Below are 20,380 nucleotides of genomic sequence, written 5' to 3' on the forward strand. Positions count from 1 at the left end.
TCACGGGCGCACGATCCCCCGTTCGATCGCCCCGGTCGCGAACTCGATCAGCTGCGCCGGCTTCACCCGGCTCGTCCGCGCCCCCTGCAGCAACAGGTCGTCCGCCAGCCCGATCAGCGAGTCCCACACCCAGTGCGGCAACGCCGGGTCGTCCAGCAGCTCCTGCCCGCACGCCTGCGCCGTCTCCGCCAGCGTCTGCGCCAGCGCCTTGATCGTCTTGCGGTAGACCTGCGCGGACCCCGTGACCTCCTTGCCGCGCGGCCCGCCGGAGAGCACCTTCGCCTCCCACTGCGCCGCCGACCGCCCGAACCGCCGCCACAGCTCGGTGACCTGCGGTTCGACCTCACGCAGCACGCCGGCGATGCCGAGCCCCCGGTCGACGGCGGCGAGGGTCGAGCGCAACGCGTCCAGGCGGCGTTCCATCAGCGCCGCGAACACGTCCTCCTTGCCGGAGAAGTACTGGTAGACGGTGCCGGAGCTGACGCCGGCGCCCACCGCGATCGCGCGCATGGTCAGGCCCGCGTAGCCCTGCTCTTCGAGGATCAGCTCGGCGGAGGCCAGGATGTCGCGCCGCCTGCCCTCCGCGTCGCCCCACGCCGTCGTCTGCTCGGTGCTCACGGTCCCAGCCTACGTTGAACAACGTTCAGAATCATATTGAACGTTGTTCGTTTTGGTTGCTACGGTCGGTGCGTGAACCACCTCGACCGGCTGGAGGCCGACAGCGTCGACATCTTCCGCGAGGCGGTCGCGGAGTCCGAACGACCGGTGTTGCTGTACTCGATCGGCAAGGACAGCTCGGTGCTGCTGCACCTGGCGCGCAAGGCGTTCTACCCGTCCATGCCGCCGTTCCCGCTGCTGCACGTGGACACGACGTGGAAGTTCCGCGAGATGATCACGTTCCGGGACAGGACAGCCCGGGAGCTCCGGCTGGAACTGATCGTGCACCGCAACCCGGAGTGCGTGGCGGCGAACATCAACCCCTTCGACCACGGCTCGGCGCGGCACACGGACCTGTGGAAGACGCAGGGGCTGCGCCAAGCGCTCGACGAGCACCGGTTCGACGTGGCGTTCGGCGGGGCGCGGCGGGACGAGGAGGCGTCGCGGGCCAAGGAGCGGGTGTTCTCGTTCCGGACCGCGCAGCACCGGTGGGACCCGAAGAACCAGCGGCCCGAGCTGTGGCGGCTCTACAACACCCGCACCGCGCCCGGCGAGAGCATCCGGGTGTTCCCGCTGTCGAACTGGACCGAGCTCGACGTCTGGCGCTACGTCGAACGCGAACAGATCCCGGTCGTGCCGCTGTACTTCGCGGCGAAGCGCCCGGTGGTGGACCGGGACGGGGCGCTGATCGTGGTCGATGACGACCGGATGCCGTTGCACCCAGGCGAAACACCGCGCGAGGAGCTGGTCAGGTTCCGCACGCTCGGCTGCTACCCGCTGACGGGTGCGGTGCGCAGCGAGGCGCGGACGGTGGCCGAGATCGTCGAGGAGATGCGGACGGCGACCACGTCCGAGCGGCAGGGGCGGGTGATCGACCACGACCGGAGCGGGTCGATGGAGCGCAAGAAGCAGGAGGGCTACTTCTGATGGAGCTTCTGCGGTTCATCACCTGCGGCAGCGTCGACGACGGCAAGAGCACGCTGATCGGGCGGCTGCTGTACGAGTCGAAGCTGCTCCACTCCGACCACCTGGCTGCGCTCGAGGCGGACTCCCGGCGGGTCGGCACGCGTGGCGGCGAGCTGGACTTCGCGCTGCTGGTCGACGGGCTGGTGGCGGAACGCGAGCAGGGCATCACGATCGACGTGGCCTACCGGTTCTTCGCCACGGAAGCGCGCCGGTTCATCGTCGCGGACACACCGGGGCACGAGCAGTACACGCGCAACATGGTCACCGGCGCCTCGACCGCGCAGGCGGCGGTGATCCTGCTCGACGCGCGCAAGGGCGTGCTTGAGCAGACGCGCCGGCACGCGCGCATCGTGTCGTTGCTGGGCATCCGGCACGTTGCGCTCGCGGTCAACAAGCTCGACCTCGCCGGCTACTCCCCCACCCTGTTCCACGCCGTCAGCACCGAGTTCCGGACGTTCGCACAGGAGCTGGACTTCGCGAGCATCACCTGCGTGCCGATGTCCGCGACCGACGGCGTGAACGTGGTCGGCCGCAGTGAGCTGACACCCTGGTACGACGGGCGGACGCTGCTGCAGTGGCTCGAGTCGGTCGAGGTCGAGGAGGCGGCGGACGGGCCGTCGCGGTTCCTCGTGCAGTGGGCGAACCGGCCGGATGCGGACTTCCGCGGATTCTCCGGCCGGGTCTTGCAGGGCACGCTCCGCGCAGGTGACCGGGTACGGGTGCTGCCGGGCGAGCAGGCGTCCGCTGTGGACCGGATCGTCACGATGGACGGCGATCTCACCGAGGCGCCGACCGGGTCGTCGGTCACGGTCGTGCTCGCCGGCGACGTGGACGCGAGCCGGGGTGACGTGCTGGCCGCGGCCGACGACCCACCGGGCACCGCGGCGGCGTTCCGGGCGAAGCTGGTGTGGTTGAACGAGGCCGAACTGCTGCCCGGCCGCCAGTACCTCGCCAAGATCGGAGCGCGCACACTCGGTTGCACGACCACGCAGGCGCTCAAGCTCAACGAGATCGGCACCGCGGACGTGCACTTCGACGCGCCGGTGCCGTTCGAGAGCTACCGGACGAACCGCGACCTCGGGTCGTTCGTCGTGCTCGACCGGCTGACGAACGCGACCGTCGGCGCCGGGATGATCGAGTGCGCGCTCCAGGCGACGAACGTGCGCTGGCAGACGCTGACCGTGGACAAGCAGGCGCGGATCAAGCGCAACGGTCACCGGCCGTGCGTGGTGTGGCTGACCGGGTTGTCCGGCGCGGGCAAGTCGACCATCGCGGACCTGGTCGAGAGGGCGTTGCACGCGGAGGGCCGCCACACGTTCCTGCTGGACGGCGACAACGTGCGGCACGGGCTGAGCTCCGACCTCGGGTTCACCGACGCCGACCGGGTGGAGAACATCCGCCGGATCGCCGAGGTCGCCGCGCTGATGGTGGACGCGGGGCTGATCGTGCTCGTCTCGTTCATCTCGCCGTTCCGCGCCGAGCGGACGCTGGCGCGAGAGCTGGTCGGCAAGAACGAGTTCTGCGAGGTCTTCGTCGACACCCCACTGGAGGTCGCGGAGCAGCGTGACCCGAAAGGGCTGTACCGCAAGGCCAGGCGTGGCGAGCTGGCCGACTTCACCGGCATCGACTCGCCCTACGAAACGCCGGAGCACCCCGAGGTCCACGTCGACACCACCGCTCTCACCCCCGAGGCCGCCGCGGCCGAGGTGCTGGCTGGCCTGCGTGCGCTCGGCGTCTGTTGAACGTTGTCCAGAATCGGGTATGTTCGGCTAGAACACGTTCTAATCAGGAGGTCGGTGTGCCGGATCAGGCGTGGTCGCGGTTCTGCCAGGCGCTGGAGCAGGCGGGCCAGGTGGTGCTGTCGGACCAGGCCCCCGACACGCCGCTGGACCGCGCGGAGGGCTACCGCTACCTCGCCCGGCTGACGCGCGAGATGCTCTACTCCTGCCTGGACAACGCCGATCCCGACTTCCCCCGGTTCCACGAGCTCGACCTGGTGAAGATCGGTGCCGACAACCCGGACAACGTCTACCTGTCCGCGACCATCCGCGGCGACCGCACCTACCGGATCACCGGGACGCGCGGCAGCATCGCGTACTTCAGCATCGGCTCCAAGGCCAACCGGTACGCCAAGGACGGCACGATGGCCTCCACCGGCGAGCTGTCCGACGCCGACCTCGTGGTCGCGCCGGACGGCACCGTGGAGATCATCGCGAGCCAGCGGCGACAGGGCACCAACTGGCTGCCGCTCGCCCCCGACTCGACCGGTCTCGTGGTCAGGCAGACCTACCTCGACCGCACGACCGAGGTGGCCGGTCAGTGGCACGTCGAGCAGGTCGGCGGACCGGCGCAACCGGCGCAGCTCACGCCCGAGTTCCTCGCGAAAGCCCTGCAGCGGGCGGCGTTGGCGGTGCACGGCACCGCGGCCACGTTCGCGCACTGGACCAGGACGTTCATGACCCGGCCGAACGAGCTGCCCGACTTCGGGCAGGAGATGTTCCAGCGCGCGGGCGGCGATCCGGAGATCTTCTACCTGCACGGGTACTGGACGCTGCGGCCCGGCGAGGCCTGGGTGGTCGAGACCGACGTGCCGGACTGCCCATATTGGAACTTCCAGCTGGACAACTGGTGGATGGAGTCGCTCGACCACCGGCGCAAGATCACCGTCAACAAGCACACAGCCGTGCTGGGGCCCGACGGCCGGCTGACGATCGTGGTGGCCGAGCGCGATCCCGGTGTGGGCAACTGGATCGACACCTGCGGGCACAGCTCCGGCACCGCGTTGCTGCGCTGGCTCGGTGCCGCCGAACACCCGATCCCGAAGTGCCGTGTCGTCGCCCTGGAGGAGCTCCGATGACGGTCACCACCGCGCTGAACGTCGACGAACTGCTGACCGGGGCGGCCACCAAGACGGGCTTGACCGACTTCGGCGACGACTGGTTCCGCGAACCGCTCGACGTGCTCGTCACCAGCCTCAACACCGAGGCCTCCCTGTCCCCGACAGGCTTTCAGCTCACCCGGCACCGGCTGACCGCCCTGCTGGCCGACCGGTTGCGGCTGCGCGCCCTGCAGCGCGAGCACCCCGAGGTCCTCGACGTCGAGGTCAGGGTGGCAGCGGAGATCTGCGGCCTGCCGCGCACCGGTTCCACGCTGCTGCACCGGCTGCTGGCCGCGTCCCCGCAGCTCACCTCGACGCTGTCGTGGGAGGTCGCCTACCCGGTGCCGTTCCCCGGCGAGGGTCCCGACGCGGCCGAGCGCAAACGCCGCGCGCAGGAACGGATGCGGGTCTTCGCGCAGCTCTCCCCCGACTTCGGCGACCTGCACACGGTCGTGTGGGACGGGCCCGAGGAGGACGTGCTGCTGCTGGACCGGACGTTCGTGTCGATGAGCTACGACTCGTTCTACCGGGTGCCGAGCTACGGCGACTGGCTGCGCACGGCCGACCAGACGCCGGCCTACCGCGAGCTGCGGGAGTGGCTGCAGGTGTTGCAGTGGCAGCAAGAGGGGCGCACGCAGCCGTGGGTGCTCAAGTCGCCGCACCACCTCACCGCGGTCGACACGGTGCTCGACGCGTTTCCCGGCTGCAAGATCGTGATGACCCACCGCTCACCGGTGCGGGCCGTGCCGTCGTACGCCTCGATGGTGCGCACGATGTCGTCGCAGTACAGCGAGGACGTCGATCCACTGTGGATCGGCCCGTACTGGTCACGCCGCTTCGCCACGACGCTGCAGGTCTTCGCCGACGCCCGGCAGGCCCGCCCTGACCGGTTCGTGGACGTGCGGTTCGCCGACACCGTGGCCAAACCGCTGGTCGTGGCCCACGACGTGCTCGGTGAGCTCGGCCTGCCGCCGTCGCGCGCCGACGACCAGGCGTTCGCCGCCTACCTGCGCCAGAACCGCGCCGAACGGCACGGCTCGCACTCCTACTCCCCCGCCGACTTCGGCCTGGCCGAGGACCGCCTCAAGCGGGACTTCGCCTTCTACACGGAGGTCTACCTGTGATGCTCCAGGACGAGGTCGTGGTGATCACCGGCGTCGGCCCCGGCCTCGGCTCGAAGCTCGCTCTGCGCGCCGCCGCCGAGGGCGCCAAGGTCGTGATGGCCGCCCGCTCCACCGACGTGATGGACCAGGTCACCAAGGACGTCACCGCCGCGGGTGGCGAGGCCGTCGGCGTCTCCTGCGACGTCCGCAAACCGGACCAGGTCGCCCACCTGGTCGACACGGCCGTCGACCGGTTCGGCACGATCACCGGCCTGGTCAACTCGGCGTTCGGCCACCCCGGCTTCTTCGACCTGCTGGACACACCGGAGAAGGCGATCCGCCGCTCGATGGACATCATCCTGCACGGCGCCCTGAACGTGACCCGCGCGGTCGTGCCGCACATGAAGGCGGCCGGGCGCGGCTCGATCGTCAACATCGGCACGATGACCACCCGCAAACCGATGCGCGGCGAGGCGGGCTACGCGGTCGCCAAGGCCGCGATGGCCACCGCGACCCAGTTCCTCGCCCTGGAGCTCGGCGAACACGGCATCCGCGCCAACCAAGCCGTGCTGGGCTGGCTCGACGGCCCCGGCGTCCGCTTCTACCTCAAACTCACCGCTGAGTCGCGCGGCGTGACCGAGCAGGACGTGTACGACGAGATCGCCGCCCGCAACCCGCTCGGCCGCATCCCGGCCGACGAGGCGTGCGCGGGCGCGGTGCTGTTCCTGTTGTCGCGCTTGGCCTCGGAGGTCACCGGCGCCACGCTGGACGTCAACGGCGGGGAGTACATGCCGGCATGACAAGCTTTCCGAGAACCCATTTCATCGAGTCCGTGGTCGTGGAGATCGAGGCGCCCGCTTCGTTCGTCTGGCAGGTGCTGGTCGACTATGCCGGCTATCCGCAGTGGAATCCGTACACGCTCGCGGTGGCGACTTCCTTGGAGGTGGACTCGCCGATCGACTTGACGCTGCCCCGGCCGGACGGGTCGCCGGGGACGTTCGTCAGCCGGGAGTTCGTTCGGTCCGTGGTGCCGTCGCGGTTGTTGCGCTATGACACCGGCGACACGTTTCCCGGGTTGCTCGGGGTGCGGGACCAGTGGATCACGGCGCTCGGTCCGGACCGGTGCAGCTACTACACGTGTGAGACGTTCAACGGGAAGTACGCCGATGCCGTGGTGGCGGCCCAGGGTGCCTATGTGAAGCAGGGGTTCGACTCCGTGGCCCACGCGTTGCGCGACCGGGTGGCCGCGCTGGTCAAGCACTGACCGGGTCGGCGAGCACCGCCGCGAGGGTGCGGGTCTGCACGCCTTCTGGATCAGGGCTCGACATGCCCGCCACGGTGACCAGCGCCTTCCACAACGCCCATCCCCTGGCGCGGCGCCACGTCGCGTCGGGCAACCCCACCGCCGCGCGGAAGACCTCGCGTTCCGCACCGGTGAAGTACATCCACGCCATCACCAGGTCGCACGCGGGGTCGCCGACCCCGCAGGTACCGAAGTCGATCACCGCCGACAGGGCGCCGCCGGCCGTGAGCAGGTTACCCACGGCCACGTCGCCGTGGAACCACACCGGAGCCGACGGCCACGCGGACGTGAGCGCCTCGGCCCAGACCTCCCGGCAGGCCGCCGCGTCGACGTGGCCCGCGAGCGCGTCGAGTGCCTGTTCCACCTGGTCGGCGTAGGCGCTCGGGTGGCAGCCTCGGAAGTAGGAGTGCCGTCCGGCGGCCGGGCGGTCCGCCGGGACCGCGCGCAACGCCACGAGGAACCGGCCCAGGTCCGCTGCCAGCCGCTCGCGGTCGAGTCCTGACGCGCTCTCGACCGTGGTCCCGTCGAGCCAGCGGCGGACCGACCACGGGAACGGGTACCGCCCCGGACGGCCGCCCGACCGCGACCGGCTCCGGCACGGGCACCGGCAGGTGCGCGGCCAGCAGCGGCAGGAACCGGTCCTCCTTCTCGACCGCCGCGACGTACCCCGGTGCGCTGGGCAGCCGCACCGCGAGGTCGTCGCCGAGCCGGAAGGTGCGGTTGTCCCACCCCTGTTTCGGCACCGGCCGCACCGGAAGGTCGCGCCACCGCGGGAACTGCTCCGCCACCAACGCCTCGACCAGCTGCGAGTTGATCTCGTCCATCCGGCGGACCCCACCCAGCGGGGTTACACCGCGGTCACAGAGGTTTCGTCCAGGCGAAACGCGGGCTCCCTACGTTCCGAACCGTGACAGCTGACGTGGTCGAGCGGAGCCAGACGTCCGGAACCACCAAGGAAACCCTCGAGGACTACACCCTGCGGTTCGCGCCGCGCACCTACCGCCGCTGGACGCCCGCCGTCGTGGGCGCGTCCGCGTTGGGCGGCATCGCCTACATGGCGGACTTCTCGATCGGTGCCGGCATCGGGCTGGCGCACGGGACCGGCAACGCGTTGCTGGCCATCGGGTTCGCGGCGCTCGTGATCTTCGTGACCGGGTTCCCGCTGGCCTACTACGCGGCCCGGTACAACATCGACCTCGACCTGATCACCCGCGGGTCCGGGTTCGGGTACTACGGGTCGGTGCTGACGAGCGTGATCTTCGCGAGCTTCACCTTCATCTTCTTCGCGCTCGAAGGCTCGATCATGGCCCAGGGGCTGCGGTACGCGCTGGGCATGCCGTTGTGGCTGGGGTACCTCCTGTCGACGCTGGTGATCATCCCGTTGGTGATCTACGGGATGAAGGTGCTGGCGAAGCTGCAAAGCTGGACGAACCCGTTGTGGTTGCTGCTGATGGTGGCGCCGTTGCTGTTCCTGGTGGTCACGCAGCCGGAGTCGGTGCAGCGGTTCCTCGCCCACGACGGTGGTGGCAACGGGGTGAACACGGCCGCGGTGATGCTCGGGGCCGGGGTGTGCCTGTCGTTGATGGGGCAGATCGGTGAGCAGATCGACTACCTGCGGTTCATGCCGCCGCGCACCGCTGCGAACCGGCGGGCGTGGTGGACGTCGGTCGTGCTGGCGGGGCCGGGCTGGGTGGTGTTCGGAGCGCTGAAGCAGGCGATCGGCGTGTTCATGGCGGTGTACGTGCTGGACGCGGTCGGGGCCGTGGCGGCGATCGAGCCGATCGAGCAGTTCACCGGGGTGTTCAAGCAGTTCATGCCGGGGTGGCTGGTGGTGCCGCTGGCGCTGGTGCTCGTGGTGCTGAGCCAGGTGAAGATCAACGTGACGAACGCCTACTCGGGGTCGCTGGCGTGGACGAACTCGTTCACCCGCGTCACCAAGCGGTATCCGGGGCGGCTGGTGTTCGTGTGCGTGAACCTGGCGATCGCGCTGGTGCTGATGGAGGCCGACATGTTCAGCTTCCTCAACAAGATCCTGAGCTTCTACTCCAACTGCGCGATGGCGTGGGTGGTCACGGTCGCCACGGACATCGCGATCAACAAGTACGTGCTGAAGCTGTCGCCGAAGCAGCCGGAGTTCCGGCGCGGCATGCTGTTCGCGGTCAACCCGGTGGGCGTGGTGTCGTTCCTGGCGTCCTCGGGGCTGTCGATCGGTGTCTACTTCGGACTGTTCGGGCCGGCGGTCCAGCCGTACTCGCCGCTGGTGGCGGTGGGCATCCCGATCGTGGTGACGCCGTTGATGGCGGTGCTCACGCGTGGGCGGTTCTACCTGCGGCGCACTGACGACGGGATCGCCGAACCGGTGCTGGACGAGGACGGCAACCCGAGCAGGACGACCTACGAGTGCGTGGTGTGCCGGGAGCCCTATGAGCGGCCGGACATGACCGCGAGCGCGCTGGGCGGGGAGATCTGCTCGCTGTGCCTGAGCACCGACCGCTCGGGCGCGCACGTCTTGCCGGCGACTCCCGCCATAACCAACGTATAGCGCATGGGGGGTCTTGCGGCAAGACCCCCCATGCGGCGCAGAATCTCCCGCCGTAGCCGGAACCTGCGGAAACACGGTGTCGATAGGACGCTGTGTCTGCGGTTCGGCGGATGGGGGAAGCGGTCCAGATGGGTAACCACGTGCTCGGTCTCCAGGAGATCGACCGGTCGCAGGTCGGCGTCGCAGGCGGCAAGGGGGCGCAGCTGGGCGAGCTCGCGCGGATCGACGGCGTGCGCGTGCCCGCGGGTTTCTGCGTCACGACGGAGGCGTTCCAGCTGGTCCTGCAGGACGTGCCGGAGGGCCTGCTGGACAGGTTGGCGGGGCTGGGCCCGGACGATCGGGACGAGATCCGCACGAGTAGCGCGGAGGTCCGGCGGGTGGTCGAGGAGATCGGCGTTCCCGCCGACGTGGCGGCGGCGATCACCGACGCCGTCACCCGCCTGGGTGAAGATGTCGCGTACGCCGTTCGTTCCAGTGCCACGGCCGAGGACCTGCCGACGGCGTCGTTCGCGGGCCAGCAGGACACGTACCTGAACGTCATCGGGGCGGCTTCGGTGTTGTGGCACGTCAGCCGGTGCTGGGCGTCGTTGTTCACCGAGCGGGCCGTGACCTACCGGCTGCGCGGCGGTTTCGACCACCGCCAGGTGCACATGGCCGTGGTCGTGCAGCAGATGGTGTTCCCGCACGCGGCCGGCGTCCTCTTCACCGCCGACCCGGCCACGTCCAACCGCAAGGTCGCCTGTGTCGAAGCCGCTTTCGGGCTCGGTGAGGCGCTGGTCTCCGGCCTGGTGAACGCCGACGTCTACCGGGTCCGCGACGACTCGATCACCACCAGGTCCATCGCGTCGAAGGAGCTGTCCGTCGTCGCCGTGCCCGGCGGTGGGACGCGGACGGTCGAACCGGCGCGGCGCGACGAGCCCGCGTTGACCGACGAGCAGGTACTGGAGCTGGTGCGGCTCGGCAGGCGGATCGAAGCGCACTTCGGCCGCCCGCAGGACATCGAGTGGTGCCTGGCCGGCGACGGGTTCCAGGTCGTGCAGAGCAGGCCGATCACGACGTTGTTCCCGGTGCCCGAGTCCGACGGCGCCAACCGCGTCTTCGTGTCGGTCGGCCACCAGCAGATGATGACCGACGCGATGAAGCCGCTGGGTCTGTCGGTGTGGCAGCTGACCACACCGCGACCGATGACGGAGGTGGGCAGCCGGCTGTTCGTCGACGTCACCCCGATCCTGGCCGTGCCGACCAGCCGCGAGCAGTTCCTGGACGTGATCGGCAAGTCCGACCCGCTGATGGGCGACGCGCTGCACACCGTCCTGGACCGCGACGGGTTCCTGCCGTCGTTCCCCGGCGAGGAGGCCCAGCCGATCCTCGGCGCGGCACAGGCCACGATCGAGACCGACCCGGACGTCGTCACCGAGCTGATCGGCGCTGCGGAGACCTCCGTCGCCGCCCTGAAACGGGACATCGCCGGCCGGTCGGGCGCTGACCTGGTCGAGTTCGTCCTCGCGGACTTCCAGGAGCTGCGGCGCGTGTTGTTCGACGCGCGCAGCAGCCAGGTGATCATGGCCGGGATGCAGGCGACCTGGTGGCTCAACGAGCACCTGTTCGAGTGGCTGGGCGAGAAGAACGCGGCCGACACCCTCACCCTGTCCGCCCCGCACAACGTCACCTCCGAGATGGGCCTGTCCCTGCTCGACGTCGCCGACGTGGTCCGCCGCCACCCGGACGCGGTCGCCGCACTGGAGGACTCGCCGGACTCGCTGGCGACGCTGCCGGCCGAGGTGCGCAAGGCCATCGGTGACTACCTGGACAAGTACGGCATGCGGTGCGTCGGCGAGATCGACATCACCCGGCCGCGGTGGAGCGAACACCCCGCCACGCTCGTGCCGATGATCCTCACGAACGTGCGGAACTTCGCCGAGGGCGCCGGCTCGCGGCGCTTCGAGCAGGGCCGCGAGGAGGCGTGGCGGAAGGAGCAGGAGCTGCTGGAGCGCCTGCTCGCGTTGCCGGACGGCGAGGCGAAGGCCGCACAGACCAAGCGGATGATCGACCGCGTCCGGACGTTCATCGGGTACCGCGAGTACCCGAAGTACTTCATGGTGAGCCGCTACTTCGTCTACAAGCAGGCGCTGCTGGCGGAGGCCGGCCGGCTCGTGTCGGCGGGTGTGCTCGACACGGCGTCCGACATCTTCTTCTTGACGCTGCAGGAGTTCCACGACGTCGTGCGGACTCAGTCCGTCCCTTCTGGACTCATCGCGCGCCGCCGGGAGGAGTTCCGTTCGCACGAGACGCTCACGCCACCGCGCGTGCTGACCTCGGACGGCGAGGCCGTGGCCGGTTCGTACCGCCGGTCCGACCTGCCTGCGGGCGCGCTGGTCGGTCTGGCGGTGTCGAGCGGGACCGTCGAGGGTCGTGCACGGGTCGTGCTGGACATGGCGGATGCGGATCTCGCGCCGGGCGACATCCTGGTGACGGCGTACACGGACCCGAGCTGGTCGCCGTTGTTCGTGGCGATCGCGGGGTTGGTGACGGAGGTCGGCGGGTTGATGACGCACGGGGCGGTGGTGGCGCGGGAGTACGGGTTGCCCGCGGTGGTCGGGCTGGAAGGGGCGACGCGGGTGATCCGGGACGGGCAGCGGATCCGGGTGAACGGGACGGACGGGTACGTCGAGGTCCTGTCGGAGGCGTGACACAAGACCGCACGGCCCTGACCCGCTCACGTGGTCAGGGCCGTGCGGCCGCGTCACGGCGCGAGGCCGGTCATGCCCTTGCTATTCACGACGTCGAACGGCACTTGGTCGTGCGTGGCCAGCCAGGAGCTCGGCTTCGTCCGCTTCGCACGTCCCGATTGCTCCCGTCAGACCGCAGTGGCCGACGGCGGTGTTCTGCGTCAACGACCTGCTGGCTGGGGATGCTGCAAGTCGTCCTGCGCGCTGGTGCCTCGGTGCCGGATTCGAACGGCGGCGTCCCCAACGAGTGCCCTACGCGGGCTTCTGCGCGGCGCGGTTCACCTCCGACCGGGAGAGGGAGATGTTGAACTTCGCAGTTCCCAGGGCCCTGACGGTCGCGAAGAACAATCCGGAACCGCAGCGAGGACCTCCTCCAGGTGATCGAGGACGAGGTGCATGTCGACGGCGCGGTCGGTCACGGCGTTCCGGCGCAACGCCTCGCTCCAGCGTCTCGTGGGATCCCTGAGCTCGCAAGTCACGTCCCGGACCGGGCGATGACAGTCGTGGGCGAGCTTCGTGGCGTTGCGCCGGAACTACTTCGGGGGACTTGCTTCGCCGCCCCATCGCGCGTTCTTCTCCCCGGCTACTGCCAAGTCTGGAGGCGTCGGGCCAGCGGGGTCACTTCAGGGAGCGCCTGCCTCGAGCCCTCCACACCGCGAGCCGACGGACGAGCCCGACGACGAGCAGGACGGTGCACGCCGCCATCACGAGCCACTTGGCCAGGGTGAAGAACGGCCCGAGCTGGTACGACGGCTCAAACCGTTCGGGGAAAGCCGCGGCCATCGTGAAGTGGTTGACATTCTCGGCGATGTCGAGAATCCACAGCAACAGCGGTAGCACGTTCACCCACTGGAGCCGGCTGGACACCGGGAAGAGCAAGGAGAGGGCCGCCGCGAAGAAGACGCTCAGGCTCAGTACCGGGAACCAGAAATCGAGACGAAGGTAGAAGTCCTGGTACGCCTCGCGGCCGTCTGGGCCGAGGCCCGCCAGCAACGCATGCGCCCCGGCGGCGGACCAGGTCGGCACTTCTTCGTCCAACAGCCGTGCGCCGCGGACGCCATCGGCGGTGACAGCTCGGGAGCCAGCGGGGACGAGCACGCTGAACATCACGGTGCTGATGACCAGGGAGACCCAAAGAAGCACGGTGCTTCCTAAGAAGCGCCGGATGGCCGCTGAGGTCCTGAGGAGGCGCGCCATCACGGTACCGACACCACCTTTCCGAAAGGGCGGCCCTGCTGGAGGTGGCGGATCGCGTGGTCGGCGTCGCGCGACTGGGAAGTTCGCGACACCAGCGGGTTGATGGCACCGCCGGTGCGCGCGGCGAGCACGGACAGGTCACCGGGGTGTGCCTGAGCGCCGAGCTTCTCAATCGCGGCGGCGGACGTGTCAGAGCAGGCCGGGCCGACGACCTCGGGTCCGGCGGAGATCAGTTCCGGCACGACTGCGGAGCCGAGATGGCCAGAAGCACTTGTAACGAACATCCACATGGGAGTCCCTTCACAACCGTTGATGTCACCTTGCGACATCACCGTACCTCATGAAGTCACCATGTGACATGACTCCGGCAGGAACAAAGTCGCAGGGTGACATCAGATACGATCGCCACATGGCCCGCTGGCAGCCGGACGCACGCGGCCGCTTGGAGGCGGCCGCCCTGGAGCTGTTCGGCGAGCGCGGGTTCGACCAGACCACGGTCACCGACATCGCCGCCCGCGCCGGCCTCGACAAGCGCACCTTCTACCGACTCTTCGGCGACAAGCGCGAGGCACTCTTCAGCGGCAGTGGGCACCTGGAGGAAATCCTGGTGAAGGCAGTGACCGAGACCGACGCCGACCCCTTCGAGGCGGTCATCACCGCCTTCCGCCGGGTCGCGCAGGTGATCTTCGCCGATCGCCTCGAGCTGATCCGAGTGCGGCACTCCATCATCGAGGCCAGTCCAGAACTGCAAGAGCGCGAGCTGCGCAAGATCGGTTCGCTGACGGCCGCAGTCGCCGCCACTCTGCGCGCCAAGGGCCTCCACGAAACCACGGCCACCCTGGCCGCCGAGTCCGGTATCACGGTCTTCCGGGTTGCATACGCCCGCTGGGTCGCACCCGGCAGCGACGCCTCGCTCGCCGACCTGATCGCCGAGACAGCCACTGAGCTGCGGACGATCGTGTCAGCCTGGGGCCGCGGAGGGTGAACCGCGAAGGGCCGGCAAGGGAGTTGTGCATCAAGGGCCAGTGACAGGCGGCACGGACAGCGTCGAGGTACTCCAAGGCGGTCTCGCGGTCGTCCGCGTCCAGAGCGAACAACGCGATCCGCTTGTGCGCCCTGCCTTCCAGCTCGTGTCTGCCGATCTCCGCAGAGATCCCCGCGCATGTCCATGAGTGGGCGGAGGCGAGAACCGCGAGCGTCATCCTGCCAGGTCGAGAAGGCGGCGTGGAGCGTCAGTCCCTTCACCCAGGACGCGCTGATCTCGCTGATCTGACCGCGACCACTGGACCGTCCACGCTGCGGACTGCTCCCCTTCCCGCTGGGCGTAAGATGAGGAGCCTCAACGCGGCGATGAGCTGTGGCGGCCTGCTCCATCCTCGGTCGTCATACCGGCACCGACCCGGTGCGGGCCGGCAGTTCGTCGCGCATCCGATACCGGTAGCGCAGCGGTGATTCCCCTACCTCCCGTTTGAACGCGGTGCTGAACGCGCTCTCCGACGCGTAGCCCAGTTCGACTGCCAGCTCCCCCACTCGAACATCGCTGCCACGAAGAGCGCGCTGCGCCAACAGCATCCGCCAGCGGTTGAGATAGGTCAGTGGCGGTACGCCCGCTACGGTCCGGAAGCGTTCGGCGAACGACGTGCGCGACATCGCTGCGACATGTGCCAGTTCTTCCAGGCGCCAGGCCCTTCCGGGTTCGGCGTGCATGAGGCTCAGAGCCGGCCGCAACCGCTCGTCGATCAGCAACCGCAGCCACCCAGGGGGCAGCTCGGCCTGGTCGACGTAGGCGCGCAGCACTTCGAGCAGCAAGAGTTGGCAGTACTGCCGGATCGCGAACGCGGAACCCGCCCGGCCCCCGACCACCTCCTCGAACAACCGATGAAGAGTGCCCCGCAGGTTGATCGCCGAGGCAGCCGATGCCCGAACGTGCCCCAGCGGCGGAAGCGCCTGCAGCAGCAGGGTGCCACCGGCCGCGCTGAGGTCGATGCAACCGCCGATGAGGATGTCGTCGGCATCGCGGTCGGCCCCGATGAGGCCGCTGAAGGGGAAGTTCGCCTCGGGCGTGATCTCGCGGCGCGGTCCGTCGCCGGTGCCACCCTCGACGCGCAGCCAGGACCGGTTGTTGAGGATCGCAACGTCGCCCGGTTCGAGCTCGATCGGCTCGTCAACGCCATCGGTGGTCAGCCGGGCCCGGCCGGAGACCATCGCGAAGAACTTCAGCGGAGCCTCGATCGCCCTGCGCGACACCCAGGGGCCCCGCACGGCGAACCCGCCCGACAGCAGGCCGCGGACCTCGACCAGGTCGAACACCTCAGACAGGTGATCGCCACCCATCTCCGTACTCTCGCGCAAAAAATACGGACCGTCAATGATTCAAAGTACGGACCATCGTGCCTACCGTGGCGGCATGACCCACAAACAGCGCCCCATCGGATCCGGCTTCACCGCAGCGTCGACGACCGAAGACGTCCTCGAGGGCATCGACCTGTCGGGCACGAACGCCATCGTCACCGGCGGCCACGTAGGGCTCGGCCTGGAGACCACCCGTGCGCTGAGCCAGGCGGGCGCGTTCGTCACGGTGGGCTCGCGCTACCCGGACGGCGCCGCCCCCGCCCTGGCCGGGATGGAGCGCGTCGAGATCGCTCAGCTGGACCTCCTCAGCCCGACGTCGATCGACGAGTTCGCCGACCGCTACCTCGGTTCCGGCCGCCCGCTGCACATGCTGATCAACAACGCGGGCATCATGGGCGGCCCGCTGGTCCGGGACGCCCGCGGCTTCGAATCGCAGTTCGCGACCAACCACCTCGGCCACTTCCAGCTGACCCTGGGCCTGCTGCCCGCACTGCGCGCCGCTCGTGGCGCCCGAGTCGTCAACGTGACGTCCGGTGGCCACCGACTCTCCGACATCCGCTGGGACGACCCGCACTTCACCACCGGCTACGAGCCAATGCTCGGCTACGGCCAGTCGAAGACCGCCAACATCCTGTTCGCCGTCGAGCTGGACCGGCGATGGGCCGCGGACGGGATCCGCGGCTACGCAGTGCACCCCGGTGTCATCGTCGGCACCGACCTGGGGCCCTCGCGGCCCGAGGACGGCCACGCGATGGCGGACGAGCAGCTGCGGGCCTTGGGACTCGTCGACGACTCCGGCCAGCCGATCATCGACCCCGACCGCGGGATGAAGACCCCGCAGCAGGGCGCCAGCACGAGCGTGTTCGCCGCGACCAGCCCGCTGCTCGCCGACATCGGCGGCGTCTACCTGAAGGACAACGACGTCTCGCCGCTGGACACCCCAAGGCCCGTGAACTTCGGCGCCGGGCAGGAAATCCCGGCCGAGGTCGTACCGCACGCCGTCGACCCCGAGTCGGCACAGCAGCTCTGGGAGCTGAGCGAACAGCTGATCAAGGCCTGAAGCCACCACGATCTCGGCGTGCAGGGTGGCGAGATCACGCACATCGACAACCGGACAGGGCCACCGGACAACGGCTCCGGCACCGTCGGCGTCGAGGTCCCCGTCAACGCCGACGGCACCAGCAGCCAGAACTGTGAGCGGCATGCCGATCTCGTGGGCGAGCACCCTCACGTGATGACGAATCATGTCCACAACCTGGCGAACATTGGCAACACTGCCGGTCGACGATCACGCCGGCGACGGTCATGGTTGAGGCGTGGTCACCAATAGCCCGCTGGGCCTGTCCAACCCGGACATCGTTTCCTCGCCGGTCCGCCAAGCCGTCGTCGATCATGTTCTGGCGCACGAGACACTCGCCATCGCGCATCACAGCCTCCGCACCTACTTCTTCGCCATCAAAGTTGCCGACGTCCGCGGGCTGCGCCGGGGAGTCGACTACCACGACGACGCGTTGTTCTTCGCGTCCGTGCTGCACGACCTGGGCTTGTCGGACGCGGGCGAGGCACGGCCGGACCGGTTCGAGGTGGCCGGCGCCGACCTGGCCACAGAATTCCTCGCACACCAGGGAGTTTCGTCCGAGGTGCTCGATGTGGTCTGGGACGCTATCGCGTTGCACACCACTTTCGGCATCGCTGACAGGCGCGGCGTCGTCTGCGGCCTCGTCCTGGCCGGCACCGCACTCGACTTCGGGCACGGCTCGGACTTCCTCTCCGACGAGGAGGCAGCTGCGATCAATGACGCGTTTCCCCGGCTGGACATCAACACAGCTCTCGGCCGGTCGATCATCGCGCAGGCCGAGCGAAACCGCGCCAAGGCGCCGCACCTGTCCACCGCCGACTACTTCTACCGTTCTGTGCACGGTTTCGACAGGAGTTTCACGTCACGATGGGGCGCGGTCTGAAACCGGGGAGGCAGACCATGGCGCAGCGCCTTTTCGCCATCATGCAGGTGGCAGATCTACCGCGGAGCAGGGAGTTCTTCACTGCGATCGGTCTTCGATTCGACCCGGACTTCACCAACGACAACTTCGCCTCCATGCAGGTCGGTGACGCGCAAGTGATCTTGCACATCGAATCTTCGTTCGAAGTTGTGACCAGAAAGCGGCCCGTGGACACCCAGGACGAAACAGAAGCCGTGTTCGGCATCTTCGTCGACAGCCGCGACGATGTCGAACACATCGTCGACCGCGCTGTCAGCGCCGGCGGTCGGGAGCATTCCCCTCCCTGGGACGCGAACTTCTTCTACCAGCGCGTGTTCGAAGACCTCGACGGCCACCAGTGGGAAATCTGCTGGGTGAAGAATGCTCCGGCATCATGAGCGTGCACGTCGGCGCGCCTCTCCGTTCAGTCGCATAACACGTCCGCCACGTACTTTGCCCGATTCCAGTGTGTCCGTTCACCGCGCGGCATCACTGCGCACTCCGCAATCACTGTGGCGGGTTTGATCGTCATCTGTGAGGTCAAGGGGTTAACATGCGTGTATTCGTCACGGGTGCCTCCGGAAACGTCGGCGCCGCTCTCGTGCCTGAGTTGTTGACCGCCGGCCACACGGTGGTCGGCTTGGCCCGCTCCGACGCCGCCGCCGAGATCGTGAGGTCGCGCGGCGGTCTGGTGGTGCGCGGTGCCCTCGACGACTTGGACCTCTTGAGCGCGGCAGCTCGAGCCGCTGACGGCGTCATCCACCTCGCGTTCGAACACGACGAGCAGCATTCCGGCAACCTCGTCGCTGCAGCGGCGTCAGACCTGCAAGCGGTCCAAGCCATCGGTGCGGCCCTCGGTGGCTCGGGCAAGCCTTTCGTCAGCACGAACGCGACATGCGCGTTCGCTCTCGCAGGCTTCGAAGGCCTGCTCACCGAGCATGACACGCTTACCGCCGGTTGGCGCATCGAGGCGGAGAACGAGGTGATCGGACTCGCCGAGCACGGAGTGCGATCGTCGGTCATCCGCCTGCCACCAACCGTTCACGGCGAAGGTGAATTCGGGCTCGCCTCCGTCTTGGTCCAGACGGCCAGCGCTGCTGGAGTGTCCGGATACCTGGGAAACGGTTCCAACGTCTGGCCATCAGCCGACATGCGTGATGTCGCTGTTCTGTATCGACTGGCGCTCGAATCGGCAGTGGCGGGATCGCGGTTGCACGCCGTTGCCGAGCCAGGAATCAGCTTGCTTGAAATCGCCGCACTGATCGGCCGGCATCTCGCGATTCCGGTTCGGTCCATCGCAGCAGAAGACAGTGAGCGGCACTTCCGGCACGTGAACGCCTTCGTAGGCCTCGACAACCCGACTTCAAGCTTGGTGACCAGCGAAGCTCTGGGCTGGAAACCCGCCTATCCGGGTTTTCTCGCGGATTTCGACCATGAGTCCAACTTCGAGGTCGAGTAAACGCAGCGACAAGCCTCGGTGGCTCACGACCGGTCACCACTCTCCACGTACGCGAGGCTCTCCAACCCAGCCTTCTCGTGCCGATCCACGGGCTCTGGTTCCCGGGATCGGCGACGCTGCGATGGCACCGGTCGGTTCCTCATGCCGTGAGTACATGTCGCGGTAGGCCGACGGAGTCAGCCCGCAGTGTTGCACGAAGTGTGCGCGGAAGTTCGCGGCCGTGCCGAAACCGCTCCGCCTGGCAACCTCGTCGATCGCGGCGTCGCTGCGTTCGAGCAGTTGCTTGGCCTGATCGATCCGTGCCAATCGCAGCCACCTCATCGGAGGGAGCCCCGTTTCGGCCAGGAAGCGGCGACTGAAGGTGCGTGGAGACAGGTGTGCGTGGGCAGCGAGCTTGCGGAGCACGAGCGGCTCACCGAGGCGTTCCAGCGCCCAGCTTCTGGTGGCGGCAAGGGACGTTCCGGCCACAGCAGGCAGATGACGCTCGATGAACTGGGCCTGCCCGCCGTCGCGATGGGGCGCGGCGACGGCATTGCGTGCGGCCTGGTTGGCTGCGGTGGCGCCGAAATCCTTGCCGACCAGGTGCAGGCAAAGGTCGATGCCCGCGGAGGTGCCCGCGGCAGTCAGCACGGTCTCCTCGTCAACGAAGAGCACGTCGCGGTCAACTGTGACGTCCAGGTGTTCTCGCGCCAGGCGCTCTGTCTGGAGCCAGTGCGTGGTCGCCCGCCGGCCGGCAAGAAGGCCTGACTCAGCGAGGGCGAAGGCGCCCACACACAGCGAAACCACGCGCGCTGACCGGTCGCGGCAAGCGCGAAGCCCGTCGGCGACGCTCTCGGGAATGCCGCCTTCGAACGCGTAACCCGGGACGATGATGGTGTCCGCTTTCGCCAGGTCGCCCAACGCACCGGCGCCAGTGAGCCGCAGTCCGCTGTCTGCGGTGACGCCGTTGCTGGTCGGCGTCACCACGGATGGTGCGTAGAGGTGTCCGAGAGAGCCAAGGATGGTGAGCGGCATACCAAGCTCGAAGGAGAGCACGCCCTCAAGGGCGAGCACAGCGACGCGATGACATGCCATGTCACCAACCTAGCGGACGATGGCGGTGCTGCCAGTGACCGATCACGCCAGCGCCGATCATTGTTGAGGCATGACAACAACTTCCGCACCAGTCCTGGCCACACAGGACATCGTGTCCTCGCCCGTTCATGATGCGGTCGT

Annotated in this window: 18 protein-coding genes and 2 pseudogenes; 13 read left to right on the forward strand and 7 right to left on the reverse strand. The window is 68.5% G+C overall.

Features of this window, described 5'->3' with window-relative positions; genetic code table 11:
- Positions 1 to 618: a TetR/AcrR family transcriptional regulator gene (locus tag BBK82_RS37840; RefSeq protein ID WP_065919231.1), complete on the reverse strand. Its 618-nt coding sequence runs from the start codon at positions 616 to 618 to the stop codon at positions 1 to 3.
- A 72-nt stretch (positions 619 to 690) separates the two neighbouring features.
- Here BBK82_RS37840 and cysD point away from each other — a divergent pair, with 72 nt between their 5' ends.
- Genes cysD through BBK82_RS37870 form a run of 6 tightly spaced genes read left to right on the forward strand, consistent with a single transcriptional unit; the run spans position 691 to position 6,868 of the window.
- A complete protein-coding gene (gene cysD / locus BBK82_RS37845; protein ID WP_065919232.1) occupies positions 691 to 1,584 on the forward strand; it encodes a sulfate adenylyltransferase subunit CysD in 894 nt (297 codons plus the stop codon).
- Positions 1,584 to 3,365: an adenylyl-sulfate kinase gene (gene cysC, locus BBK82_RS37850; RefSeq protein ID WP_065919233.1), complete on the forward strand. Its 1,782-nt coding sequence runs from the start codon at positions 1,584 to 1,586 to the stop codon at positions 3,363 to 3,365. Before cysD ends, cysC begins: the two co-directional genes overlap by 1 nt.
- 56 nt (positions 3,366 to 3,421) lie before the next feature.
- Positions 3,422 to 4,480: a DUF1214 domain-containing protein gene (locus BBK82_RS37855; RefSeq protein ID WP_065919234.1), complete on the forward strand. Its 1,059-nt coding sequence runs from the start codon at positions 3,422 to 3,424 to the stop codon at positions 4,478 to 4,480.
- On the forward strand, positions 4,477 to 5,625 hold the full coding sequence (locus BBK82_RS37860; RefSeq protein WP_065919235.1) for a sulfotransferase family protein: 1,149 nt from the start codon (positions 4,477 to 4,479) through the stop codon (positions 5,623 to 5,625). The genes BBK82_RS37855 and BBK82_RS37860 overlap by 4 nt, the downstream gene beginning before the upstream one ends.
- A complete protein-coding gene (locus tag BBK82_RS37865) occupies positions 5,625 to 6,404 on the forward strand; it encodes an SDR family oxidoreductase (RefSeq protein WP_083268956.1) in 780 nt (259 codons plus the stop codon). Before BBK82_RS37860 ends, BBK82_RS37865 begins: the two co-directional genes overlap by 1 nt.
- Entirely contained in the window at positions 6,401 to 6,868 is a 468-nt protein-coding gene (locus BBK82_RS37870) for an SRPBCC domain-containing protein (protein ID WP_065919237.1), read from the forward strand. Before BBK82_RS37865 ends, BBK82_RS37870 begins: the two co-directional genes overlap by 4 nt.
- On the opposite strand, the pseudogene BBK82_RS56980 reads toward BBK82_RS37870, so the two are convergent.
- Positions 6,858 to 7,409 (reverse strand): annotated as a pseudogene (locus BBK82_RS56980) (phosphotransferase); the annotation flags it as partial. The gene BBK82_RS37870 and the pseudogene BBK82_RS56980 sit on opposite strands and share 11 nt — an antisense overlap.
- 127 nt (positions 7,410 to 7,536) lie before the next feature.
- Positions 7,537 to 7,731 (reverse strand): annotated as a pseudogene (locus BBK82_RS56985) (aminoglycoside phosphotransferase); the annotation flags it as partial.
- Between the two features lie 83 nt (positions 7,732 to 7,814).
- Between BBK82_RS56985 and BBK82_RS37880 the strand changes: the two are divergent.
- Entirely contained in the window at positions 7,815 to 9,449 is a 1,635-nt protein-coding gene (locus BBK82_RS37880) for a purine-cytosine permease family protein (RefSeq protein ID WP_065919238.1), read from the forward strand.
- Between the two features lie 110 nt (positions 9,450 to 9,559).
- Positions 9,560 to 12,139 (forward strand): rifamycin-inactivating phosphotransferase, encoded by a 2,580-nt coding sequence (gene rph / locus BBK82_RS37885; protein ID WP_237047790.1) that lies wholly within the window; start codon positions 9,560 to 9,562, stop codon positions 12,137 to 12,139.
- Positions 12,140 to 12,796: 657 nt separating this feature from the next.
- On the opposite strand, the gene BBK82_RS37890 is transcribed toward rph, so the two are convergent.
- Both BBK82_RS37890 and BBK82_RS52470 read right to left on the reverse strand, forming a co-directional pair.
- Positions 12,797 to 13,378 carry a hypothetical protein gene (locus BBK82_RS37890; protein WP_065919239.1) on the reverse strand — a complete coding sequence of 194 codons (582 nt, stop codon included), beginning with the start codon at positions 13,376 to 13,378 and terminating at the stop codon, positions 12,797 to 12,799.
- A complete protein-coding gene (locus tag BBK82_RS52470; RefSeq protein ID WP_218920466.1) occupies positions 13,375 to 13,704 on the reverse strand; it encodes a Rossmann-fold NAD(P)-binding domain-containing protein in 330 nt (109 codons plus the stop codon). Before BBK82_RS52470 ends, BBK82_RS37890 begins: the two co-directional genes overlap by 4 nt.
- Before the next feature lie 80 nt (positions 13,705 to 13,784).
- On the opposite strand from BBK82_RS52470, the gene BBK82_RS37900 reads away from it, so the two are divergent.
- A complete protein-coding gene (locus BBK82_RS37900) occupies positions 13,785 to 14,360 on the forward strand; it encodes a TetR family transcriptional regulator (protein ID WP_065919241.1) in 576 nt (191 codons plus the stop codon).
- A gap of 398 nt (positions 14,361 to 14,758) precedes the next feature.
- On the opposite strand, the gene BBK82_RS37905 is transcribed toward BBK82_RS37900, so the two are convergent.
- A complete protein-coding gene (locus BBK82_RS37905; RefSeq protein ID WP_065919242.1) occupies positions 14,759 to 15,709 on the reverse strand; it encodes an AraC family transcriptional regulator in 951 nt (316 codons plus the stop codon).
- 73 nt (positions 15,710 to 15,782) lie between these two features.
- Between BBK82_RS37905 and BBK82_RS37910 the strand changes: the two genes are divergently transcribed.
- From BBK82_RS37910 to BBK82_RS37925, 4 genes are all read left to right on the forward strand, one after another.
- Positions 15,783 to 16,787 (forward strand): SDR family NAD(P)-dependent oxidoreductase, encoded by a 1,005-nt coding sequence (locus BBK82_RS37910; protein ID WP_065919243.1) that lies wholly within the window; start codon positions 15,783 to 15,785, stop codon positions 16,785 to 16,787.
- A 256-nt stretch (positions 16,788 to 17,043) separates the two neighbouring features.
- Complete coding sequence (locus tag BBK82_RS37915) at positions 17,044 to 17,688, forward strand: HD domain-containing protein (RefSeq protein WP_065919244.1); 645 nt, start codon at positions 17,044 to 17,046, stop codon at positions 17,686 to 17,688.
- Between the two features lie 17 nt (positions 17,689 to 17,705).
- Positions 17,706 to 18,104, forward strand: coding sequence for a VOC family protein (locus BBK82_RS37920; protein WP_065921681.1), 399 nt, complete (start codon positions 17,706 to 17,708; stop codon positions 18,102 to 18,104).
- A gap of 155 nt (positions 18,105 to 18,259) precedes the next feature.
- Entirely contained in the window at positions 18,260 to 19,165 is a 906-nt protein-coding gene (locus BBK82_RS37925; RefSeq protein ID WP_065919245.1) for an SDR family oxidoreductase, read from the forward strand.
- Between the two features lie 33 nt (positions 19,166 to 19,198).
- On the opposite strand, the gene BBK82_RS37930 is transcribed toward BBK82_RS37925, so the two are convergent.
- Complete coding sequence (locus BBK82_RS37930) at positions 19,199 to 20,218, reverse strand: GlxA family transcriptional regulator (protein ID WP_065919246.1); 1,020 nt, start codon at positions 20,216 to 20,218, stop codon at positions 19,199 to 19,201.
- Between the last annotated feature and the right edge of the window lie 162 nt (positions 20,219 to 20,380).

This window comes from Lentzea guizhouensis, from assembly GCF_001701025.1.
Lineage (GTDB): Bacteria > Actinomycetota > Actinomycetes > Mycobacteriales > Pseudonocardiaceae > Lentzea > Lentzea guizhouensis.